Annotated in this window: 17 protein-coding genes; 7 read left to right on the top strand and 10 right to left on the bottom strand. The window is 70.3% G+C overall.

Annotated elements, in window-relative coordinates:
• Positions 1 to 44 precede the first annotated feature (44 nt).
• Together ABGB01_RS00515 and ABGB01_RS00510 are read left to right on the top strand one after the other, a co-directional pair.
• Positions 45 to 713: a TetR/AcrR family transcriptional regulator gene (locus tag ABGB01_RS00515; RefSeq protein WP_347769085.1), complete on the top strand. Its 669-nt coding sequence runs from the start codon at positions 45 to 47 to the stop codon at positions 711 to 713.
• Positions 710 to 1393: a DNA alkylation repair protein gene (locus ABGB01_RS00510; RefSeq protein WP_347769083.1), complete on the top strand. Its 684-nt coding sequence runs from the start codon at positions 710 to 712 to the stop codon at positions 1391 to 1393. The genes ABGB01_RS00515 and ABGB01_RS00510 overlap by 4 nt, the downstream gene beginning before the upstream one ends.
• Here ABGB01_RS00510 and ABGB01_RS00505 read toward each other — a convergent pair.
• Positions 1383 to 2222 carry a helix-turn-helix transcriptional regulator gene (locus ABGB01_RS00505; protein WP_347769081.1) on the bottom strand — a complete coding sequence of 280 codons (840 nt, stop codon included), beginning with the start codon at positions 2220 to 2222 and terminating at the stop codon, positions 1383 to 1385. The genes ABGB01_RS00510 and ABGB01_RS00505 overlap by 11 nt on opposite strands.
• A gap of 103 nt (positions 2223 to 2325) precedes the next feature.
• Between ABGB01_RS00505 and ABGB01_RS00500 the strand changes: the two genes are divergently transcribed.
• The gene (locus tag ABGB01_RS00500; protein ID WP_347769079.1) at positions 2326 to 3033 is read left to right on the top strand and encodes an SDR family NAD(P)-dependent oxidoreductase; all 708 of its coding nucleotides are present in this window, start codon (positions 2326 to 2328) and stop codon (positions 3031 to 3033) included.
• Position 3034: 1 nt separating this feature from the next.
• On the opposite strand, the gene ABGB01_RS00495 is transcribed toward ABGB01_RS00500, so the two are convergent.
• Complete coding sequence (locus tag ABGB01_RS00495) at positions 3035 to 3874, bottom strand: LysR family transcriptional regulator (protein ID WP_347769077.1); 840 nt, start codon at positions 3872 to 3874, stop codon at positions 3035 to 3037.
• Between the two features lie 85 nt (positions 3875 to 3959).
• On the opposite strand from ABGB01_RS00495, the gene metE reads away from it, so the two are divergent.
• Both metE and ABGB01_RS00485 read left to right on the top strand, forming a co-directional pair.
• Positions 3960 to 6101 carry a 5-methyltetrahydropteroyltriglutamate--homocysteine S-methyltransferase gene (gene metE / locus ABGB01_RS00490; RefSeq protein ID WP_347769075.1) on the top strand — a complete coding sequence of 714 codons (2142 nt, stop codon included), beginning with the start codon at positions 3960 to 3962 and terminating at the stop codon, positions 6099 to 6101.
• A gap of 256 nt (positions 6102 to 6357) precedes the next feature.
• Positions 6358 to 7899, top strand: coding sequence for an RICIN domain-containing protein (locus ABGB01_RS00485; RefSeq protein WP_347770148.1), 1542 nt, complete (start codon positions 6358 to 6360; stop codon positions 7897 to 7899).
• Positions 7900 to 7953: 54 nt separating this feature from the next.
• Here the strand turns inward: ABGB01_RS00485 and ABGB01_RS00480 are convergent, their stop codons facing one another.
• The 5 genes from ABGB01_RS00480 to ABGB01_RS00460 are packed head-to-tail and all read right to left on the bottom strand — an operon-like array spanning position 7954 to position 12821.
• The gene (locus ABGB01_RS00480; RefSeq protein WP_347620359.1) at positions 7954 to 8820 is read right to left on the bottom strand and encodes a carbohydrate ABC transporter permease; all 867 of its coding nucleotides are present in this window, start codon (positions 8818 to 8820) and stop codon (positions 7954 to 7956) included.
• A gap of 56 nt (positions 8821 to 8876) precedes the next feature.
• The gene (locus ABGB01_RS00475; protein ID WP_347769073.1) at positions 8877 to 9791 is read right to left on the bottom strand and encodes a sugar ABC transporter permease; all 915 of its coding nucleotides are present in this window, start codon (positions 9789 to 9791) and stop codon (positions 8877 to 8879) included.
• The gene (gene ngcE / locus ABGB01_RS00470) at positions 9791 to 11197 is read right to left on the bottom strand and encodes an N-acetylglucosamine/diacetylchitobiose ABC transporter substrate-binding protein (RefSeq protein WP_347769071.1); all 1407 of its coding nucleotides are present in this window, start codon (positions 11195 to 11197) and stop codon (positions 9791 to 9793) included. The genes ABGB01_RS00475 and ngcE overlap by 1 nt, the downstream gene beginning before the upstream one ends.
• Before the next feature lie 19 nt (positions 11198 to 11216).
• The gene (locus ABGB01_RS00465) at positions 11217 to 11951 is read right to left on the bottom strand and encodes an SIS domain-containing protein (RefSeq protein WP_347769069.1); all 735 of its coding nucleotides are present in this window, start codon (positions 11949 to 11951) and stop codon (positions 11217 to 11219) included.
• A complete protein-coding gene (locus ABGB01_RS00460) occupies positions 11952 to 12821 on the bottom strand; it encodes a MurR/RpiR family transcriptional regulator (RefSeq protein WP_347769067.1) in 870 nt (289 codons plus the stop codon).
• An 82-nt stretch (positions 12822 to 12903) separates the two neighbouring features.
• On the opposite strand from ABGB01_RS00460, the gene ABGB01_RS00455 reads away from it, so the two are divergent.
• Both ABGB01_RS00455 and ABGB01_RS00450 read left to right on the top strand, forming a co-directional pair.
• Positions 12904 to 13920, top strand: coding sequence for a BadF/BadG/BcrA/BcrD ATPase family protein (locus ABGB01_RS00455; protein ID WP_347770146.1), 1017 nt, complete (start codon positions 12904 to 12906; stop codon positions 13918 to 13920).
• Between the two features lie 111 nt (positions 13921 to 14031).
• Positions 14032 to 14268 carry a winged helix-turn-helix domain-containing protein gene (locus ABGB01_RS00450; RefSeq protein ID WP_347769065.1) on the top strand — a complete coding sequence of 79 codons (237 nt, stop codon included), beginning with the start codon at positions 14032 to 14034 and terminating at the stop codon, positions 14266 to 14268.
• 4 nt (positions 14269 to 14272) lie between these two features.
• On the opposite strand, the gene ABGB01_RS00445 is transcribed toward ABGB01_RS00450, so the two are convergent.
• From ABGB01_RS00445 to ABGB01_RS00435, 3 genes are read right to left on the bottom strand one after another with little or no spacing between them, the layout of a single operon-like run.
• A complete protein-coding gene (locus ABGB01_RS00445; protein ID WP_347769063.1) occupies positions 14273 to 15091 on the bottom strand; it encodes a carbohydrate ABC transporter permease in 819 nt (272 codons plus the stop codon).
• Positions 15088 to 15972 (bottom strand): sugar ABC transporter permease, encoded by an 885-nt coding sequence (locus ABGB01_RS00440; protein ID WP_347769061.1) that lies wholly within the window; start codon positions 15970 to 15972, stop codon positions 15088 to 15090. The genes ABGB01_RS00445 and ABGB01_RS00440 overlap by 4 nt, the downstream gene beginning before the upstream one ends.
• Positions 15972 to 17231, bottom strand: a complete 1260-nt coding sequence (locus ABGB01_RS00435) for an extracellular solute-binding protein (protein WP_347769059.1) — start codon at positions 17229 to 17231, stop codon at positions 15972 to 15974. Before ABGB01_RS00435 ends, ABGB01_RS00440 begins: the two co-directional genes overlap by 1 nt.
• Between the last annotated feature and the right edge of the window lie 49 nt (positions 17232 to 17280).

Below are 17280 nucleotides of genomic sequence, written 5' to 3'. Positions count from 1 at the left end.
AGGTTAGGTGAACAAGCGATTGTCTGAGGCTTCATAATGGACACGTGACCACGCGAAAGAACTCCGGCACCGCGACCACCCCGGCCAAGCGCCAGCGCACGACCTCGTCAGGGTCGGCGTCAGAGCGCCGCGACCACCTCGTCAAACTCGCCGCGGAGCTCTTCGCGCGCAAGGGCTTCCAGGCCACGACCGTCCGCGAGATCGCCGACGAGGCCGGCATCCTCTCAGGAAGTCTCTACCACCACTTCGACTCCAAGGAGACGATCGTCGACGAGGTGCTCTCCACCTTCCTCGACGACCTCATCGCCCGCTACCGCGCCGCCCTCGAGTCCGGCGGCGACGCGCGCACCGTGCTGTCGGAGATGGTCCGCATCGGCTTCGGCACGCTCGAGCCCCACCGCGCCGCGATCACCGTCATGCAGAACGACTGGAACTATCTGCGCCAGTTCCCCCGGTTCAACTACCTCGTCAAGGCCGAGGACGAGGTCGAGCAGATGTGGGTGGCGCAGATCAAGGCCGGCCAGGCGGCCGGGCTGTTCCGGCCCGACGTCGACCCCAAGCTGACCTACCGCATGATCCGCGACACCATCTGGGTCGCGGTCCGCTGGTTCCGCCCGGGCGGCCGGCTCAACACCAGCGGCCTGGCCGAGCACTACATCACCGTGCTGTTCGACGGGCTCGCGACGGGCGAGCGCACCACGCACAAGAAATGAGCCTCGGCAAGGCGGTGCGGCTGGCACTGCAGGAGGTCGCCGAGCCGGCCAAGGCCGAGGCGATGCGCGCGTACATGAAGTCCGCGCTGCCGTTCCTCGGCGTCCAGGCCGTGGCCAGGCGGGCGGCGCTGCGGCGGGTCTTCGCCGGGCACCGGATGGAGACCGCGCCCGAGTGGCGGCGGGCCGTGCTGGCGTTGTGGCGGGAGGCCGAATACCGCGAGGAGCGTTACGCCGCCGTCGAGCTGTCCGGCCACCACTACTACCGCGAGTTCCAGACCCTCTACACCGTGCCGATGTACGAAGAGATGATCGTCACCGGCGCATGGTGGGACCTGGTCGACGAGCTGGCCGTCCACCGCGTCGGCGGGCTGCTGGCCGCGTTCCCCGAGACCATGCGGCCGCTCATGCTGGAGTGGGCTCACGACGCCGACCTGTGGAAGCGCCGCACCGCGATCCTCTGTCAAAACCGCTTCAAGGCGCGCACCGACACGGCCCTGCTCTACGCGTGCATCGAGCCGAGCCTGTCCGACAACGACTTCTTCGCGCGCAAGGCCATCGGCTGGGCGTTACGCGAATACGCCAAGACCAATCCGGCCGAGGTCGTGCGCTACGTCAACGCCAAGGGCATCTCGGGCCTGAGCCGCCGCGAGGCGCTGAAGAACCTGCCCGCTAGCCCATGAGCGTCTGGGTGCCGAGGACAGCGAGCAGCGCGAGGCGTTCGGCGTCGTCGGTGCCGGGCTCCGCGGTGTAGACCATGATCCGCAGGTCGCTGCCCGCCACGCTGAGCACGTCGCAGTCGAGCGTCAAGGCGCCCACCTGCGGATGCTCGATCGTCTTGCGCGCCGCCTCGTGCCGGCCGACGATGCCGGAGTCCCACAGCTCGGCGAACCGGTCGCTGCTCGCGCGCAACCGCGCGATCAGGCGGCGCACCTGCTGGTCGGCGGGATAGCGCCCTGCTGTGGCGCGCAGGTCGGCGACCAGCGCGGCCTCGAACGCGCGCCGCGCCTCGGGCGTGTGGCGCACCCGGCCGCCGGGGCCGGCGAAGTTGCGCCACACGCCGTTGCGTTCGTCGCCCCGCCATCCGGACGGATCGCCCATCAGCGCCGCGTACATCGGGTTGGCCAGGAGCAGCGTCCAGGCCGCGTCGTAGACCCCGACGGGCGTGCCGGCCAGCCTGTCGAGCAGCCGCTGCACGCTCGGAGTGATGAACCCGGGCACCAGCTCCGGCCCCGGCGGCTCGAGCCCGGCCATCCGGAACAGGTAGGCGCGCTCGTCGGCCGACAACCGCAGCGCCCGCGCCAGCGCCTCGACGACCTGCGCCGACGGGTTGGCGGCCCGGCCCTGTTCGAGGCGGGTGATGTAGTCGGCGGAGATCCCGGCCAGCAGGGCGAGCTCCTCCCGGCGCAGCCCGGCCGCGCGCCGCTGCCCGGAGCCGGGCAGCCCGACCGTCGCGGGCGAGACGCGGTCGCGCCAGCGCCGCACCGCCTGCCCGAACTCCGTCCGCGTCATGCCACCAGTGTGCACGCGGCACCGGTGTGCGCGCCTGGTACTGGTGGTCCCAGGACGACGGGACGACTGGCCGGCCGGACCGCCCCGCCGCAGGCTTGAGGACATGACGACAACACTGATCACCGGAGCGAACAAGGGCCTGGGGTTCGAGACCGCCCGCCGGCTCATCGAGGCAGGTCACACCGTGTACGCCGGCAGCAGGGACGCCGGACGCGGGCGCCTGGCGGCCGAGCGGCTGGGCGCCCGGTTCGTCCGGCTCGACGTCACCGACGACGACTCGGTCGCGGCCGCGGCCAAGACCATTGAGGCCGAGGGCGGGCTCGACGTGCTGGTGAACAACGCGGGCATCGAAGAGCGCACGCCTGACGGAGGCGTCATCGGCCCCGCGGACGTGACCGCCGACATCATGCGCACGACGTTCGAGACCAACGTCTTCGGCGTCGTGCGCGTGACCCATGCCTTCCTGCCGCTGCTGCGGCGCTCGGCGGCCCCGGTCATCGTCAACGTCAGCAGCGGCCTGGCGTCGCTGACCATGGTCACCACTCCGAACACGCCGACGTACGCCTACCCGGGCGTCGCCTATCCCGCCTCGAAGAGCGCGGTCAACATGATCACCGTGCAGTACGCGAAGGCGTTCCCCGGCATGCGGATCAACGCGGTGGAGCCCGGCTACACCGCGACGGACCTCAACATGCGCACGGGCACGCAGACCGTGGTGGAGGGCGCCGAGATCATCGTACGGATGGCGCAGGTGGGCGCCGACGGCCCGACCGGGGCGTACGTCGACGTCTCGGGCACGCTCCCGTGGTAGCTCACCTGGTCCACAAAGCGTCCTGGACGGCCTGCACCAGGGCCATCAGCTCCGGTGTGACGTGCTCCTTCGACCAGGCCAGGGCGTAGGTGATGCGCAGGTCGCCCGCGTCGAGCGGCACGAAGCGCACGTCGTCCCGCTTGATGGTCCTGGCCAGGAGCTGCGGGATCGGCAGCAGCCCGGCGCCGGCCGCCACCAGGTCGAGCGCGGCGGCGAAGTCGTCGTCGGCCACCATGCGCGCGCGGCCGGGCAACCCTGACCACGGCCGGCTGAACGGCGTGAGCAGCACCTGACCGCCCAGTTCCGCCGGGGCGACCTTGGCCGAGGGCGCCAGCCGGTGGCTCACGGGGACGGCCAGGTGGTCGACGGTGACGTGGAACCGGGCGGCCGTGACGAACCGCGCGGGAGCGGGGGTGGCGAGGATCGCCGCGGAGATCTCGCCGCTCGCCAGCGCCTGCGCCGCCGCGCCCCGCCCGGCGGGCCGGAGCTCCACGCCGAGTGACGGGGTGCGGCTCGCGAGCCGTCTGGCGATCCGCGCGGCGAGGGTGCCGACGAGCGGAGGATAAGCAAGGTGAATGGTAGGCCGGGCCAGCCGCGCGGCCTCATCGGTGAACGCCCGGGCCGACTCGATCACTTGCCGCGCGTGCGCGAGCAGCGCCTTGCCCTCCGCCGTGAGCCGCACCTCGCGGGCCGTGCGCTGGAAGAGCTGGACGCCGGTGGCGCGTTCGAGACGGGTGATGGCTTGGCTCATGGCGGGCTGCGACATCCCCAGGTCGGCGGCGGCCCTGGAGAAGCTGAGCCGTTCCGCCACCCTGGTGAAGCAGTGAATCTCCCTGAGCATAAGCAGCACCAATACATAGTGCATGACTCCCGGGGTACTCGGCAGGATCGCAGCGATCTGATCCACGTCCTAGGGAGCCTGGAAGATGTCCCCATTTCCCACGTCCACGGTGCTCGGCTACCCGCGGATCGGCCCGCGCAGGGAGCTGAAGCGGGCGCTGGAGTCCTACTGGGACGGGCGCGCCACCCGCGACGAGCTGGACCAGGTGGGCGCCCGGATCCGCGAGCGGACCTGGCGCAGGCTGGCCGAGCTGGGGCTGGAGGGGCTGCCGGGCAACACCTTCTCGATGTACGACCAGATGCTGGACACGGCCGTGCTGCTGGGCGCGGTGCCGGCGCGCCACCGCGACGCGGACGACCCCTATTTCGCGATGGCCAGGGGCACCGACGAGGTCGCGCCGCTGCGGATGACGAAGTGGTTCGACACGAACTACCACTACATCGTGCCGGAGATCGGGCCCGACACGGTGTTCAAGCTCGACGCGGCCAAGCCGCTGTCCGAGGTGCGGGAGGCGCGGGCGCTGGGGTACGAGACGCGGCCCGTGGTGGTGGGGCCGGTGACGTTCCTGCTGCTGGCCTCGGCCCTCGACCGGCTGGACGAGGTGCTCGGCTGCTACGAGGAGCTGCTGGCCGCGCTCGCCGCGGAGGGCGTCGCATGGGTGCAGCTCGACGAGCCGGCGCTGGTGGCCGACCGGACGCCGGAGGAGCTGGCCGCCGTACGGACCGCGTACGAGCGGCTGGGGGCCGCCGCCGCGCGGCCGGGCTTGTTCGTGGCCACCTACTTCGGCTCGGCGGGAGAGGCGCTGCCGGTGCTGGCCGGCACGCCGGTGGAGGCCATCGGCGTCGACCTGGTCAGGGGCGGCGTGCCGGAGATCGACCTGCGGGGCAAGACCGTGGTCGCGGGCGTCGTGTCCGGGCGCGACGTGTGGCGCACCTCGCCCGAGCGGGCGCTGGCGGCGCTGGCCGCCGTACGCGCCGGGCGGGTGACGGTGAGCACCTCGTGCTCGCTGCTGCACGTGCCCTACGACGTGGCGGCCGAGCCCGGGCTGGATCCGGCGTTGAAGGAGCGGCTGGCGTTCGCCGAGCAGAAGGTGGCGGAGGTGGTGGCGCTCTCCCGGTCGCCCTTCCACGGCCCCGCCCCCGCCGGGCCTTCCGCGGCCCTGCCCGCGCCCGTGGCGGCGGAAGGGCGCGGCCCGTACGCGGAGCGCGCGGCGGCCCAGGCCGAGCACCTGCGGCTGCCCCCGCTGCCGACCACCACGATCGGGTCGTTCCCGCAGACCGGCGAGCTCCGCGCGGCCAGGGCGGAGGTCGCGGCGGGCACGCTGTCGCAGGAGGACTACGAGCGGCGGGTCGAGGCCGAGATCGAGCGGGTCATCCGGCTGCAGGAGCGGCTCGGCCTCGACGTCCTCGTCCACGGCGAGCCCGAGCGCAACGACATGGTGCAGTATTTCGCCGAGCACCTCGACGGCTTCGCCGTCACCGCCAACGGCTGGGTCCAGTCGTACGGGTCGCGCTGCACCCGGCCGCCGATCCTGCACGGCGACGTCAGCCGTCCCTCGCCGATCACCGTCCGGTGGGCCACTTACGCGCAGTCGCTCACGGACAAGCCGGTCAAGGGCATGCTCACCGGGCCCGTCACCATCGTGGCCTGGTCGTTCGTCCGCGACGACCTGCCGCTGCGTGACGTGGTGTTCCAGGTGGCCGACGCGGTGCGCGAGGAGGTGAGCGACCTGGAGGCGGCCGGGGTGAAGATCATCCAGGTGGACGAGCCGGCGCTGCGCGAGCTGCTGCCGCTGCGGCGGGCCGCGCAGGCCGACTACCTGGAGTGGGCGGTGGCGGCGTACCGGAGGGCCACGTCAGGGGCGAGCGACCGCACGCAGATCCACACGCACCTGTGCTATTCGGACGCCGATCAGATCCTGGCCGCCATCGACGGCCTGGACGCCGACGTGACCACCGTCGAGTCGGCCCGGTCGGGAGGCAGGCTCCTGGGAGCGGTGGAGGCGTTCGGGCGCGGGCTCGGGCCGGGCGTCTACGACATCCACTCGCCGCGCGTGCCGAGCGCGGAGGAGGTCGAGGAACTGCTGCGCAGGACGCTGGCGGTGCTGCCCGCCGAGCGGGTGTGGGTCAACCCGGACTGCGGGCTGAAGACGCGGACGTACGAGCAGGTGGAGGCGTCGCTGGCGAACGTGGTCACGGCCGCCCGCGCACTGCGCGCCGAGGTGTGAGGCTCGGGCGCCGACGTCATGGCCGGGCAGCCCATCAGAACGCGCCCCCTCCTCGGATGAACGTTTCAGCGGGTTCGGGCAGGCAGAGGGCCTGGCGGTGCCTGCCCGCTTGACTCAGGCTGCGTCACTCGCTGATCTGATCCTAGGAAAGCGCTTTCCTTTTCAGGATGGGAGCAGAACAGTGAGTTCCTTACCTCGGGCCACCGGACGAGGCCGGCGGCGCCTGCTCGCCGTCCTGGCGGCGACGTTCCTCGCCCTGACCGGCGCCGTCGTCGCCCAGCCGCCACCCGCCGTCGCGGCGAGCGTCGACACCAGCGCCTGGTACGTGCTGGTCAACCGGCACAGCGGCAAGGCCCTCGACCTGTACGACTTCGCGACCAACGACGGCGCGCCCATCGTGCAGTGGGCCCGCAACGACGGCAACCAGCAGCAGTGGCAGTTCGTCGGCTCCGGCGACGGCTACTACCGGCTCAGGTCCCGCCACAGCGGCAAGGTGCTGGACGTCTACGAATGGTCGACCGAGGGCGGCGCGCAGATCGTCCAGTGGGCCGACCTGAACGCCGCCAACCAGCAGTTCCGCCTGGCCGACTCCGACGGCGGCCACGTCCGGCTGATCAACCGCAACAGCGGCAAGGCGCTGGAGGTGTGGGAGTGGGGCACCGGCGACGGCGCCAGGATCTCCCAGTGGGACGACCTCGGCGGCGCCAACCAGCAGTGGCAGCTCGTCAAGATGGGCGGCGGGTCCGGCGACTGCGGCAGCGGGTCGTCCGACGCCGAGGCCGTGCTCAGCGGCGGCACCTGGACGGCCAGGAACGGCGGCACCACGCTCTACACCGGCGCCAGCATGATCGAGGCCATGCGCCGCGCCGTCGGCAGCCTCACCTCAGGACGCACCTCCAAGCAGAAGGTGATCGTCCGCGGCTCCGGCTCCATGAACGCCAACCAGTCGCTCGACCTGCCCAGCTACACCATCCTGGAGGTCTGCGGCACGATCAACGTGACCGGCACGATCAGCGCCAACAACGCGGCCGTACGCGCCCAGAACGTCACCGACGTCGAGGTCACCCACCTCAACGTGACCGGCAACCCCTACTTCGGGGTGTTCGTCCGCAACGGCACCAACATCACGCTCGGCCGGCTCGACCTGCGGCTCGGGTCGGCCGGGCTCGGCGTCCGCATCGACAACCACGCCAACAGGAACGTCCGCACCCGCAACGTGCGCATCGACAGCGTGTACGCCTCCGGCGGCGGCAGCCACGGCGTCGAGACGTACGGCGTGGACGGCATCACCATCGGCACCATCACGGCCAGGAACACCGGCGAGTCGGGCCTGCTGTTCAACGACACGATCAACGCCACGGTCGGCACCGTCGACGCCGAGGGCGCCGGCACCGGCACCGGGTACGCCGCCTTCCGCATGGCCAACCGCAACGGCCGCATCGGCAGCGGCTACCCGACCAACGTCCGGGTCGGCACCGTCGTCGCCAGGGGCGGCGGACGCGGCGTCTTCTGCGTCTCCGAGAGCGGCGGCGCCGTCATCGACCGCGTGGACATCTCCGGCACCGGCAGCAACTCGATCCTGATCGAGAACTGCTACAACGTCACCATCGCCGCCCAGAGCGGCACCGTGAACGGCTCCGACATCCGCATCGCCGCCCGCAGCGAGTTCCCCGTGACGTCGGACATCACGCTGCAGAACCTGACGCTGACCAACTCCGCCATCAACGAGAACCCGTGCGGGAACAACATCGTCATCCGCAACATCGAGCTGGTGAACTCCCGGATCAACCGCTGCTGACGCGCTAGGGCGAGGCCGCGTACGGACGCGGCCCCGCCCGCATCACTGCCGGCGTCACTTGAGCGCCCCCGCGGTCAGGCCGGACTGGATCTGCCGCTGGAAGACCGTGTAGACGACCAGCATGGGCAGGATGGCCAGGGTGAGGGCGGCGAACAGGGCCGCCCAGTCCGCGTCGTATCCGGCGGCGGTGGAGATGTCGGCGATGCCCTGGGTGAGCACCCACTTCTCGCGGTCCTGCAGCAGGATCAGCGGGATCTGGTACTGGTTCCACTGGCCCAGGATGTTGAAGATCGTGATGCTGATGATGCCGGGTTTGGCCATCGGCAACATGATCTGGAAGAACACCCTGGTGTGCGACGCCCCGTCCACCATCGCGGCCTCCGCGACCGCCGTCGGAAGCGTACGGAAGAAGGCGGCCAGGAAGAAGACGGTGAACGGCATCGAGTAGGCGATGTAGACCAGCACCGCGCCCGCGTGCGTGTTCAGGCCGATGAACGGCCCGACCACCGGCACGTTGCCCATGTTCTGCACCACGAAGAACAGCGGGGTCAGCGCCAGGAAGAACGGGAAGGCCAGGCCCGAGACGAACAACATGTAGATCGCCCGGTTGCCGCGGAAGGGGTAGCGCGCCAGCACGTACGCCGCCATCGAGCCGACCAGCATCGTGCCGAACGTGCTGAACGACACGACGACCAGGCTGTTGAGCATGTACTGGCCGATGCGCGCCTGCTCCCAGGCCCTGGCGAAGTTGTCCCACTGCAGCGTGGCCGGCAGCGCCCAGGCGTCGCCGAAGATCTCGTCCTCGCTCTTGACCGAGGCCAGGAAGGTCCAGATGATCGGCACCGTCACGAGGAGGGTCCAGATGCCCAGCGCCGCGTGCGTCAGCACGCCCATCGGCCCCAGCCGCCGCTTTCGCTCCACGCGGAGGGCGCTCCTCGAGTGCGCACCTGTGGTCGCCGGAGTCGTCGTTGCCATTCTCAGTACTCGATTCGTTCGCGCCGCGAAAGGCGCAGCGACAGGACCGCGAAGCCGAGGGTGAAGAAGAACATCACCACGCCGAGGGCGGAGGCGTAGCCGAAGCGGAAGTATTCGAAGGCGTTGCGGTAGATCTCGGCCGCCATGACCGTGGTCGACCAGTCGGGCCCGCCCTGCTGGTCGGTCATCACCCAGACGATCGCGAACACGTCCATGGCGAGGATGCCCAGATAGACCCAGGCGACCTGGACGGTGTCCCACAACAGCGGGAGCGTCACGCGGAAGAACAGGGTGACCCGGTTGGCCCCGTCGATCTGGGCGGCCTCGAACATGTCCTTCGGGATGCTCGCCAGCCCGGCCGAGAACAGCACGACGTAGAAGCCGACCGCCTGCCAGACCAGGACGCCGAGCACCGACCAGAACGCGACGTCGGGGTCGGACAGGAACCCGATCGGGCTGAGCCCGAGCCCCATCAGCGGCCCGTTCAGCATGCCGCTGCCGTCGGGCCTGAACACCTGCTGGAAGAGCACCGCCACGATGGTGACGGCCAGGACCTGCGGGAAGAAGAAAACCACCCGGTAGAAGCCCGACCCGCGGATGCCCGACACGCCCTGCTTCCCGCCCACGTTGAGCAGGAAGGCGAAGAACAGGGCGATGGCGATCGTGATCACCGGCAGCAACACCAGCAGGGCGATGTTGTGGGTGACGGCCTTCCAGAAGACGCTGTCGCCGAGCAGCCGCTCGAAGTTGTCGAGCCCGATGAAGTTGGGCACCGCCGTCACGCCGCGCCAGTCGGTCATCGCGATGTAGAACGCCTGGACGTACGGCGAGATCACGTAGACCAGGTAGAGAATCACCGGGGCTGCCAGGAACGAGGTGATGAACAGCCCGCGGCGATACCTGTTGAACAGCACCATCAGCGCTTGTACTTCGTGATGGAGGAGTCGTTCTTGATCTCGTCGGCCTTCTTCTGCATGCGCTCCAGGTAGGCCTTCGGCTTCAGGCCGCCGGTCATGAGCTGGCCGGTGGCGGCCTTGCCCTCGTCGTTGAGCGGGCCGTACCAGGTGTGCCAGCGGTAGTAGACGGTGTTCTCGCCGGCGTCGGCGACCGCCTTGGAGGCGCTGGTGACGCCCGGCGAGATGTCGCGGCCCTCACTCGCGCCCTTGACCGTCGTCACCGTGGTGACCAGCTCGCTGAAGTCGCCGGCCGCCTTCTTCGACAGCATGGCCCGCAGATATTCCATGCCGGCCTGCGGGTGGGCGCTCTTGGCGGAGACGATGAAGTTCTCGCCGGGCTGGGTGTGCAGGGTGCCGTACGGCATCGCGTCGGAGCTCGTGACGTCGGGGAGGGGGAACATCGCGTACGCGAAGTCCTCCGGCGTGGTGGACTTCTGCTCGTTCTCCAGCCACGAGCCGCAGGGCAGCATGGCCACCTGCATCTTGTTCTGGGCCGTCTGCGTCTGCACGTGGTCGAGGCCGGCCGTGCCCTGCATGAGGTATTTGGCGCCCACCTCGGCCCACTTCTCGGCGGCGGTCAGCATCGGCTCGGCGGTCCAGGCGCCGTCCTCCAGGTTGTCGATGTTGACCAGCACGTCGTTGCCGCCGATCTTCGCGGCCATGGTGAGCAGCGGCTCGTACAGGTACTGCGGGTGTTTGCCGGCGTAGGTGAAGGGCGCCATCTCGCCCGACTTCTTGATGGTCTCGCACAGCTCGAGGAAGGCGTCCCAGGTCTTCGGGATCTCCCAGCCGTTGTCGTCGAAGACCTTCTGCGAATACCAGATCCCGTGGATGTAGTTGACGTAGCCGAGCACGCTGAACTTGCCGTCGTACGTGCCGATCTCGATCACCGACGGGTCCAGGAGGTCGCGCACCTTGACGTTGGGGTCGTCCCACGAGGGCGCGTCGAGCAGCGGCGTCAGGTCCTGGAGCTGGCCGTCCTGGGAGAGGGCGCCGAAGTCCATGAAGTTGGCGCCGGAGTTGTCGATCACCTCGGGCGGGTTGCCGCCGGCGAAGCGCGGCTGGAGGACCTTGGTGATCTCCTTGGTGGAGTTGTGCTTGATCTCCACCTTCGCGTACTTGCTCTTGAACAGCGGCTGGTGGATGTCCGTGGCGTAGGCCTGGCCGAAGCCGCCGTCGAAGATCCACACCTCGAGGGGCTTGTCGCCCACGCCGAACGGGTTGGCCGCGCTGGTGGCGGCCGGCGCCGCCGACGAGGGCGCGGGCTGGGCGGCGGGGGTCGCGCACGCGGCGAGCGCGCCCGCCACGGGCACGAGAGCGGCACCGCGTAGAAGCTCACGCCTGGTGATATGGGGGGTGTTGGCCATCGTTACTGCTCCTGACTTGTCATGCTCCGCGCCGGATGCGCCCTGCATAGCGGCTCTCAAGCGCCTTGTTGTGCTCGTCCCCGCCCGCCACGTTGGCCGACAGGTAGATGGGCGGCGTCTCGCCCATCGCCACGAGCTCGTCCACCGCCTCGGTGACCACCATCTGCGCGAGCAGCGCGGAGGTGATCGTGGACACCGCACCGTAGCTGCCGCCTCCGGGCAGCTCGAGGAGGGCGTCGCCGTAGGGGGCGCCGTTGTCCAGGACGACGTCGGCCAGGTCGAGCAGCTTGCTGCCCGACGGGTGGCGCGAGGTCATCTGGGTGCTGTGCTTGACCGAGGTCAACGCGATCAAGGGGTGGCCGTGCTCCTTGACGATCCTCGCCAGCTCGACGACCGTGCCGTTCACGCCCGAGCTGGAGATCAGCACGAACACGTCCTGCGGCGCGACCGGCGCCAGGTCGTAGATCTGGCGCGCGATCGCCGGGTCACGCTCGAGCTCCGGGGTCAGCACGCCGGGCGGCTGCCCGCCGTACAGGACGAGGTCACGCGGCGTGAGGCGGTTGCTCGGGACGAGGCCGCCGGCCCGTCCGGCGATCTCCATGGCGATGGCCTCGGAATGCCCGGAGCCGAAGGCGTTGACCACGCCGTCCGCCCTGAGCGAGGTCACCAGCAGCTCCGCCGCCTTGCGCACCTGCTCGGCCTGGCTCTTCGCGACCTGGCGCGCCAGATCGAGGACCCTGTCTGCGTACGTCATCTAGCTTCTCTCCACCCGATGGCTTTCCACGGCGCTGATCGTTCGCTCGAACGCCTCGTTGGTCCGTTCGTACGTGCTCTGGGCGATCGCCACGTAGACGGCGTCCAGCACGAACAGTTGCGAGTGGACGGCGGCCAGCCCGCCGAGCCGGAACGTGGTCTCCCTGCTGGCGGTGGTCAGCACCAGCTCGGCCAGCTCGGCCAGCGGGGAGCGGGCGAAAGAGGTGACGGCGACCGTCAGCGCGCCGTGGCCGCCGGCCTCGGCCAGCGCCTCCATGACCTCGCGCGTGCGGCCCCTGTGGCTGATGCCGACGGCCACGTCGCCCTCCTTGAGCAGCGCCGCCTCCGACAGCGCCACGTGCGCGTCTCCCGCGCTCCAGCAGGGGACGCCGATGCGGCGCAGCCGGCCTTCGAACATGGTGGCGACGTTACCGCTGGTGGAGACGCCGACCAGGAGGACGCGCGGGGCGGCCACGATGGCGGCGGCCACCTGGGCGACCACGTCGAGGTCGAGCTGGGCGGCGGTGTCCTGGATCAGCCGGACGTCGGCGGCGGCCATCACCTCGATGGCCGCGTCGAGCGGGTCGTCGGGGCCGATCTCGTGGCCGACGCCCGCTCCCCAGCCCGCCTGCGCCGCCCGCCCGGTCTCGGTGGCGAGGGCGACGCGCAGCTCGGCGTAGCCGGAGAAGCCGAACGCCCGGCAGAACCGGGTCACGGTGGCGGGCGAGCTGCCGGCGCGCTCGGCCAGCGCGATGATGGTCGACCGCGCGGCCTCGGCAGGGTCGCCGAGAATCACCTCGCCCACCCTGCGCAGTGCCTCCGGCAAACCGGGTAGCTCTGTTTCGACGCGCCCTAGCGCTCCTGAAGTCACGAATATTCCTTCCGAATACTCGGTCTTCTGGCGAAAATTATTCTTGCTTCCTGGCCACGTCAAGCCCCAGACTCAGTCCGTGATGCAATCGCTAGTCGTCGGTGTCGATGCCGGAGCCACCTCCACGCGAGTCGCCGTTCACAGGCTCGACGGCACGCGGGTGGGCTATGCCCGGGCGGGCGCGGGGAATCCGACCGCCCACGGGCTGACCAAGGCGGTGTCGGCGATCGAGACCGCGCTCGGGCAGGCGCTCGGCTCCCTCGACGGATCGCGGGTGGTCGCCTCGCTGGCCGGGGTCGCGGGGCACGTCGAGGAGATGGTGCCCGCACTGGCGAAGGTCTGGGCCGGGCACGGCATCGCGGCGGAGCCGCGTTACATGGGCGACGTGCCGATCGCCTACGCCGCGGGGTCACCCGAGCCGGACGGCTCGCTGCTGCTGTCGGGCACGGGCGCGGTCGCGGCCAGGATCGCCGGGTTCGAGCGCGGCATGGTCGCCGACGGGCTGGGGTGGTTGCTGGGCGACGCGGGCTCGGGCTTCTGGATCGGCCGCGAGGCCGCCAAGGCGGTGGTCGACGCCTTCGACCGCGGCCTGCCGGTCGCGGCCCTCGACCGCACGGCTCCGGACCGCGATCCCGCTTCTGGGGCGGGCGGCGCGGAGGCCGGCAGCGGCCTGCTCGTCGCTCTCGTCGGCGAACACTTCCTCGGGGACGAGCGGCCCGCCGCGCCGCGCGCCGTCGCCGACCGCATCGTGCGCCTGGCGCAGGCCGACCACATGCGCCTGGCGGCGTTGTCGGCGCTGGTCGGCCGGGCCGCGTCAGAAGGCGACCCGCTAGCCGCCGGGATCGTGCGCGAGGCGGCCGGCCACCTGGTCGCCACGCTCAGAAGGGTGCACACCTCGGGGCCCGTGGTGCTCGCCGGCAGCGTGCTGACCAACCCCGGGCCGGTGCGCCAGGCCGTGACGGAATTGCTCGCGGGCGAGCAGGTCACGACGGCGGGTGACGCGGCGAGCGCGGCGGCCTGGCTGGCGGCCCGCGACCAGCTTCCGAAGCCCGACGCCAAGGCCCTGCACACCGCCTTCACCTCCGCGTCCCGTACTTGAGACCACCCATCCTGATCAACCTGCCACCCCCGTCAGCACTTTGATCCAGACGCGGGACGGCGGCTGGCCCATACCGTTCGGGGCGAGGGCACCTTCGTCGGGCCCGCCGGCGTGCCACGTGCCAAGCCGACGAGGGCCAAGTATGCGATCATCGCCGATGACCTGGCTGCCCGCATCAGACGCGGCGAACTCCGTCCCGACACGGCGATCCCGAGCGAGCAGGTGCTGATGCGGCAGTACGGCGTCGCCAAGGTCACGGCCCGGCTGGCCGTCTCGCGGCTGCGGGAACAGCGGTGGGTCGTCACGGTGCCGCACCGGGGCACCTACGTGTGCGATCCGGCGCGATGACCCCTCAGCCCTTGACCGCGCCCGCCGTCATGCCGGTGCCGACGCGGCGCTGCAGGAAGAGGAAGAGCAGCAGCGCGGGCAGCGCGAACAGGCTGGCGGCGGCCATGGTGGCGCCCCAGTCGGTCCCGAACACGTCGCGGAACGACGAGAGCCACACCGGCAGCGTGCGCTTGTCCTGGTCCTTGATGATCAGCACGTTCACGAACGCGAACTCGTTCCACGCCGTGATGAACCCGAACAGCGAGGTCGCCATCAGCCCCGGCGCCAGCAGCGGGAAGACCACCCGCCGGAAGGCCACCAGCCGGCTGCATCCGTCCACCTGCGCGGCCTCCTCCAGCTCCGGCGGGATCGCGGCGAGAAACCCGCGCAGCGTCACGATCGTGAACGGCAGCGTGATCATGAAGTAGACGCCCGTCAGCATGGCCAGCGAGTCGAGCAGGTCGGTGTCCCTGGCGATGATGAACACCGGCACCAGCAGCGCCTCCCACGGCGCCATCTGCGCCGCGAACACCGCCACCACGAACGCGCCCCGCCCCCGCCAGCGCATCCTCGTCATCGCGAACGCCGCCAGCAGCGCCACCACCAGCGCGACCAGCACCGCCGCGACCGTCACCAGCAGGCTGTTGCGCCAGTAGGTCCAGAACCCCGGCGCGCTGACCGCGGTGACGAAGTGGTCGAGCGTCGGATCGGCGGGCCAGAACGTCGGCGTGGCCGCCTGGATGTCCCGCGTCGGCTTGAACGCGGTCAGGAACATCCAGTAGACGGGGAAGACCGTCGTCACGAGCACGGCCACCGCCGTCGCGTTGAGCGCGAGCCGTTTCACGAGCGGACCATCCTTCGCAGGTTGCTGACCAGGGCGACGGCGAGGATCACGACCGTGAGCATGGCGACCGCCGAGCCCAGGTCGTAGCGGTGCAGCACGCGGGCGACCTTGAACGCGTAGACCGGCAGGGTGGTGGTGGCGCCGTCGGGGCCGCCCTGGCTGAGCACCCAGATCTGCGGGAAACATTTGGCCACCCAGATCACCTCCAGCGAGGTGATCAGCGCGAACAGCTGCCTGAGCATCGGCACGGTGATCTTCCAGAACACCTGCCGGCCGTTGCCGCCGTCGATCCGCGCCGACTCGTACAGCTCGGCGGGGATCGTGGTGAGGCCCGCGTACAGGGTGAGCGCGGCGAACGGGACCGACTGCCACACGACCAGGAGCACCAGGACGGCGAACGTGGCCGTGCCGTCGGCGAACCAGGTGTAGCCCTGGAAGGAGTCGAAGCCGAGGGTGACCAGCAGCCAGTTGACCACGCCCAGCTCCGACTGGAACAACCACTGGAAGATCGTGGTGGCCGCGATGATCGGGGTGGCCCAGGCCAGGGCGAGGGCGCTCATCAGGGCCAGGCGCAGGCCGCGGCGCAGGCGTACGAGCATGAGGGCGACGCCGGTGGACAGGACCACGATGAGCACCACGTTGAGCGCGGTCCACACGGCCGTGCGCCACACCACCTGCCAGAACTCCTCGCCGCCCAGCAGCTCGGCGTAGTTCTCCAGGCCGATGAGGGTGGCGCCGCCCCTGATCAGCTCGCCCATGCGGAAGTGCTGGAACGAGATCACCGCGGCCTTGAGCATGGGATAGAGCAGGAGAAAGGCCCCGCCTGCCACCGTGGGGGCGATGAGCAGGAAGGGCCAGAACGAGCGGTGTCCAGCCCGCATCAGGATCCGCTGTTCAACGTCGTGGTGATCGACTCGGAGACCTTCTTCGCCTCCGCCGCCGGGTCGGCGCCGGTGAGCACGGCGGTCATGTACTGCTTGATCACCGAGGTGGCCTCGACGGCGGCCCAGTTGGGGGTGTTCGGGGTGGCCCGGCCATTGGCCGCGCCGACGGCCATCGCGGCGGTGCCCTCGTCGCCCGACAGCACGCCGGCCAGCGAGGTGCGGTTGGGCACGAAGCTCATCGTCGTGGCCAGCTCTTTCTGGAACTTCTCTCCGGCCAGGGCCTTGACCAGCTCGTACGCCTCGTCCTGGTGGTGCGAGGCCACCGGGATGATCAGGTCGGAGCCGCCCGTGAAGACCGTGCCGGGTTTGTCGGCGGTCTTGCCCGGGATGGGGAAGAAGCCCATCTTGTCCTTCAGCTTGTCGTCCACCTCCAGCACGCGGGCGGCGACGCCGGGGACGGCGATGATCTGCGCGACCTTGCCCTGGGCGAACACCTCGTGCTGCGGCGGGCCGGCCTCGTCGGCGTCCTTGGGCCCTTTGCCGAGAGCCTGGAGCCGCTGGTAGAAGTCCATACCGGCCCGGGCCTGCGGGGTGTCGAGGGCGCCCTTCCACCGGCCGCCCTCCTGGACGGCCAGGTCGCCGCCCTCGTCCCAGATGAATCCGGCGAGCGCGTACCAGGTCTGGCCGGTCAGATAGATGCCTTGGTTGCCACCTTTATTGAGCTTTGTCGTGATATCTAGCCACTCGTCGCGGGTTTTCGGGGGCTCCTTGATGCCGGCCTCGGCGAACATGTCCTTGTTGTAGACGACCACGCGGTTGGCGGCGTACCAGGGGATTCCGTACTGCTTGCCGTCGATGTTGCCCGGCTGGGCCAGCCCCGGCAGCCAGTCCTCGCCCTTGAGGTCGGTGATCTTGGCGGTGAGGTCCGTGACGCCGCCGCTGGACGAGTATTGAGCGACCTGGGTGTTGCCCACCTCGATCACGTCGGGCGCATCGGTGCTGGCCAGGGCCGCGGTGACGCGCTCGCCGATGCCGTCCCAGGCCTGGATCTGGATGTCGAGGTCGACACCCTTGTGCGCGGCCTCGTGTTGGGTCTCGAACTTCTTCAACAGCTCCTGCGTGACGCTGCCGTCCATGATCCAGACGGTCAGCTTGGCGGGGGCGCCGTTCGCCGCCGCCCCGGTCTCCGGCTCCGCGCCGGTGCCGCACGCGCCGAGCGCGAGCACGGCCGCCAGGGCAAGGATGCGGTACTTCATGGTGATCCTTCTGATGCTGGGGGGTGGACCCGCGCCCGCCCGGGCGGGC

The sequence above is a fragment of the Nonomuraea sp. B5E05 genome, from assembly GCF_039880665.1.
In the GTDB taxonomy this organism is placed as follows: Bacteria; Actinomycetota; Actinomycetes; order Streptosporangiales; family Streptosporangiaceae; genus Nonomuraea.
This window is presented reverse-complemented; position numbering and strand designations above follow the sequence as displayed.

Coding starts and splice junctions, on each gene's coding strand:
- ABGB01_RS00510 (WP_347769083.1), top strand. CDS start 710: ATGAGCCTCGGCAAGGCGGTGCGGCTGGCACTGCAGGAGGTCGCCGAG.
- ABGB01_RS00505 (WP_347769081.1), bottom strand. CDS start 2,222: ATGACGCGGACGGAGTTCGGGCAGGCGGTGCGGCGCTGGCGCGACCGC.
- ABGB01_RS00500 (WP_347769079.1), top strand. CDS start 2,326: ATGACGACAACACTGATCACCGGAGCGAACAAGGGCCTGGGGTTCGAG.
- ABGB01_RS00495 (WP_347769077.1), bottom strand. CDS start 3,874: ATGCTCAGGGAGATTCACTGCTTCACCAGGGTGGCGGAACGGCTCAGC.
- metE (WP_347769075.1), top strand. CDS start 3,960: ATGTCCCCATTTCCCACGTCCACGGTGCTCGGCTACCCGCGGATCGGC.
- ABGB01_RS00475 (WP_347769073.1), bottom strand. CDS start 9,791: ATGGTGCTGTTCAACAGGTATCGCCGCGGGCTGTTCATCACCTCGTTC.
- ngcE (WP_347769071.1), bottom strand. CDS start 11,197: ATGGCCAACACCCCCCATATCACCAGGCGTGAGCTTCTACGCGGTGCC.
- ABGB01_RS00465 (WP_347769069.1), bottom strand. CDS start 11,951: ATGACGTACGCAGACAGGGTCCTCGATCTGGCGCGCCAGGTCGCGAAG.
- ABGB01_RS00455 (WP_347770146.1), top strand. CDS start 12,904: ATGCAATCGCTAGTCGTCGGTGTCGATGCCGGAGCCACCTCCACGCGA.
- ABGB01_RS00440 (WP_347769061.1), bottom strand. CDS start 15,972: ATGCGGGCTGGACACCGCTCGTTCTGGCCCTTCCTGCTCATCGCCCCC.
- ABGB01_RS00435 (WP_347769059.1), bottom strand. CDS start 17,231: ATGAAGTACCGCATCCTTGCCCTGGCGGCCGTGCTCGCGCTCGGCGCG.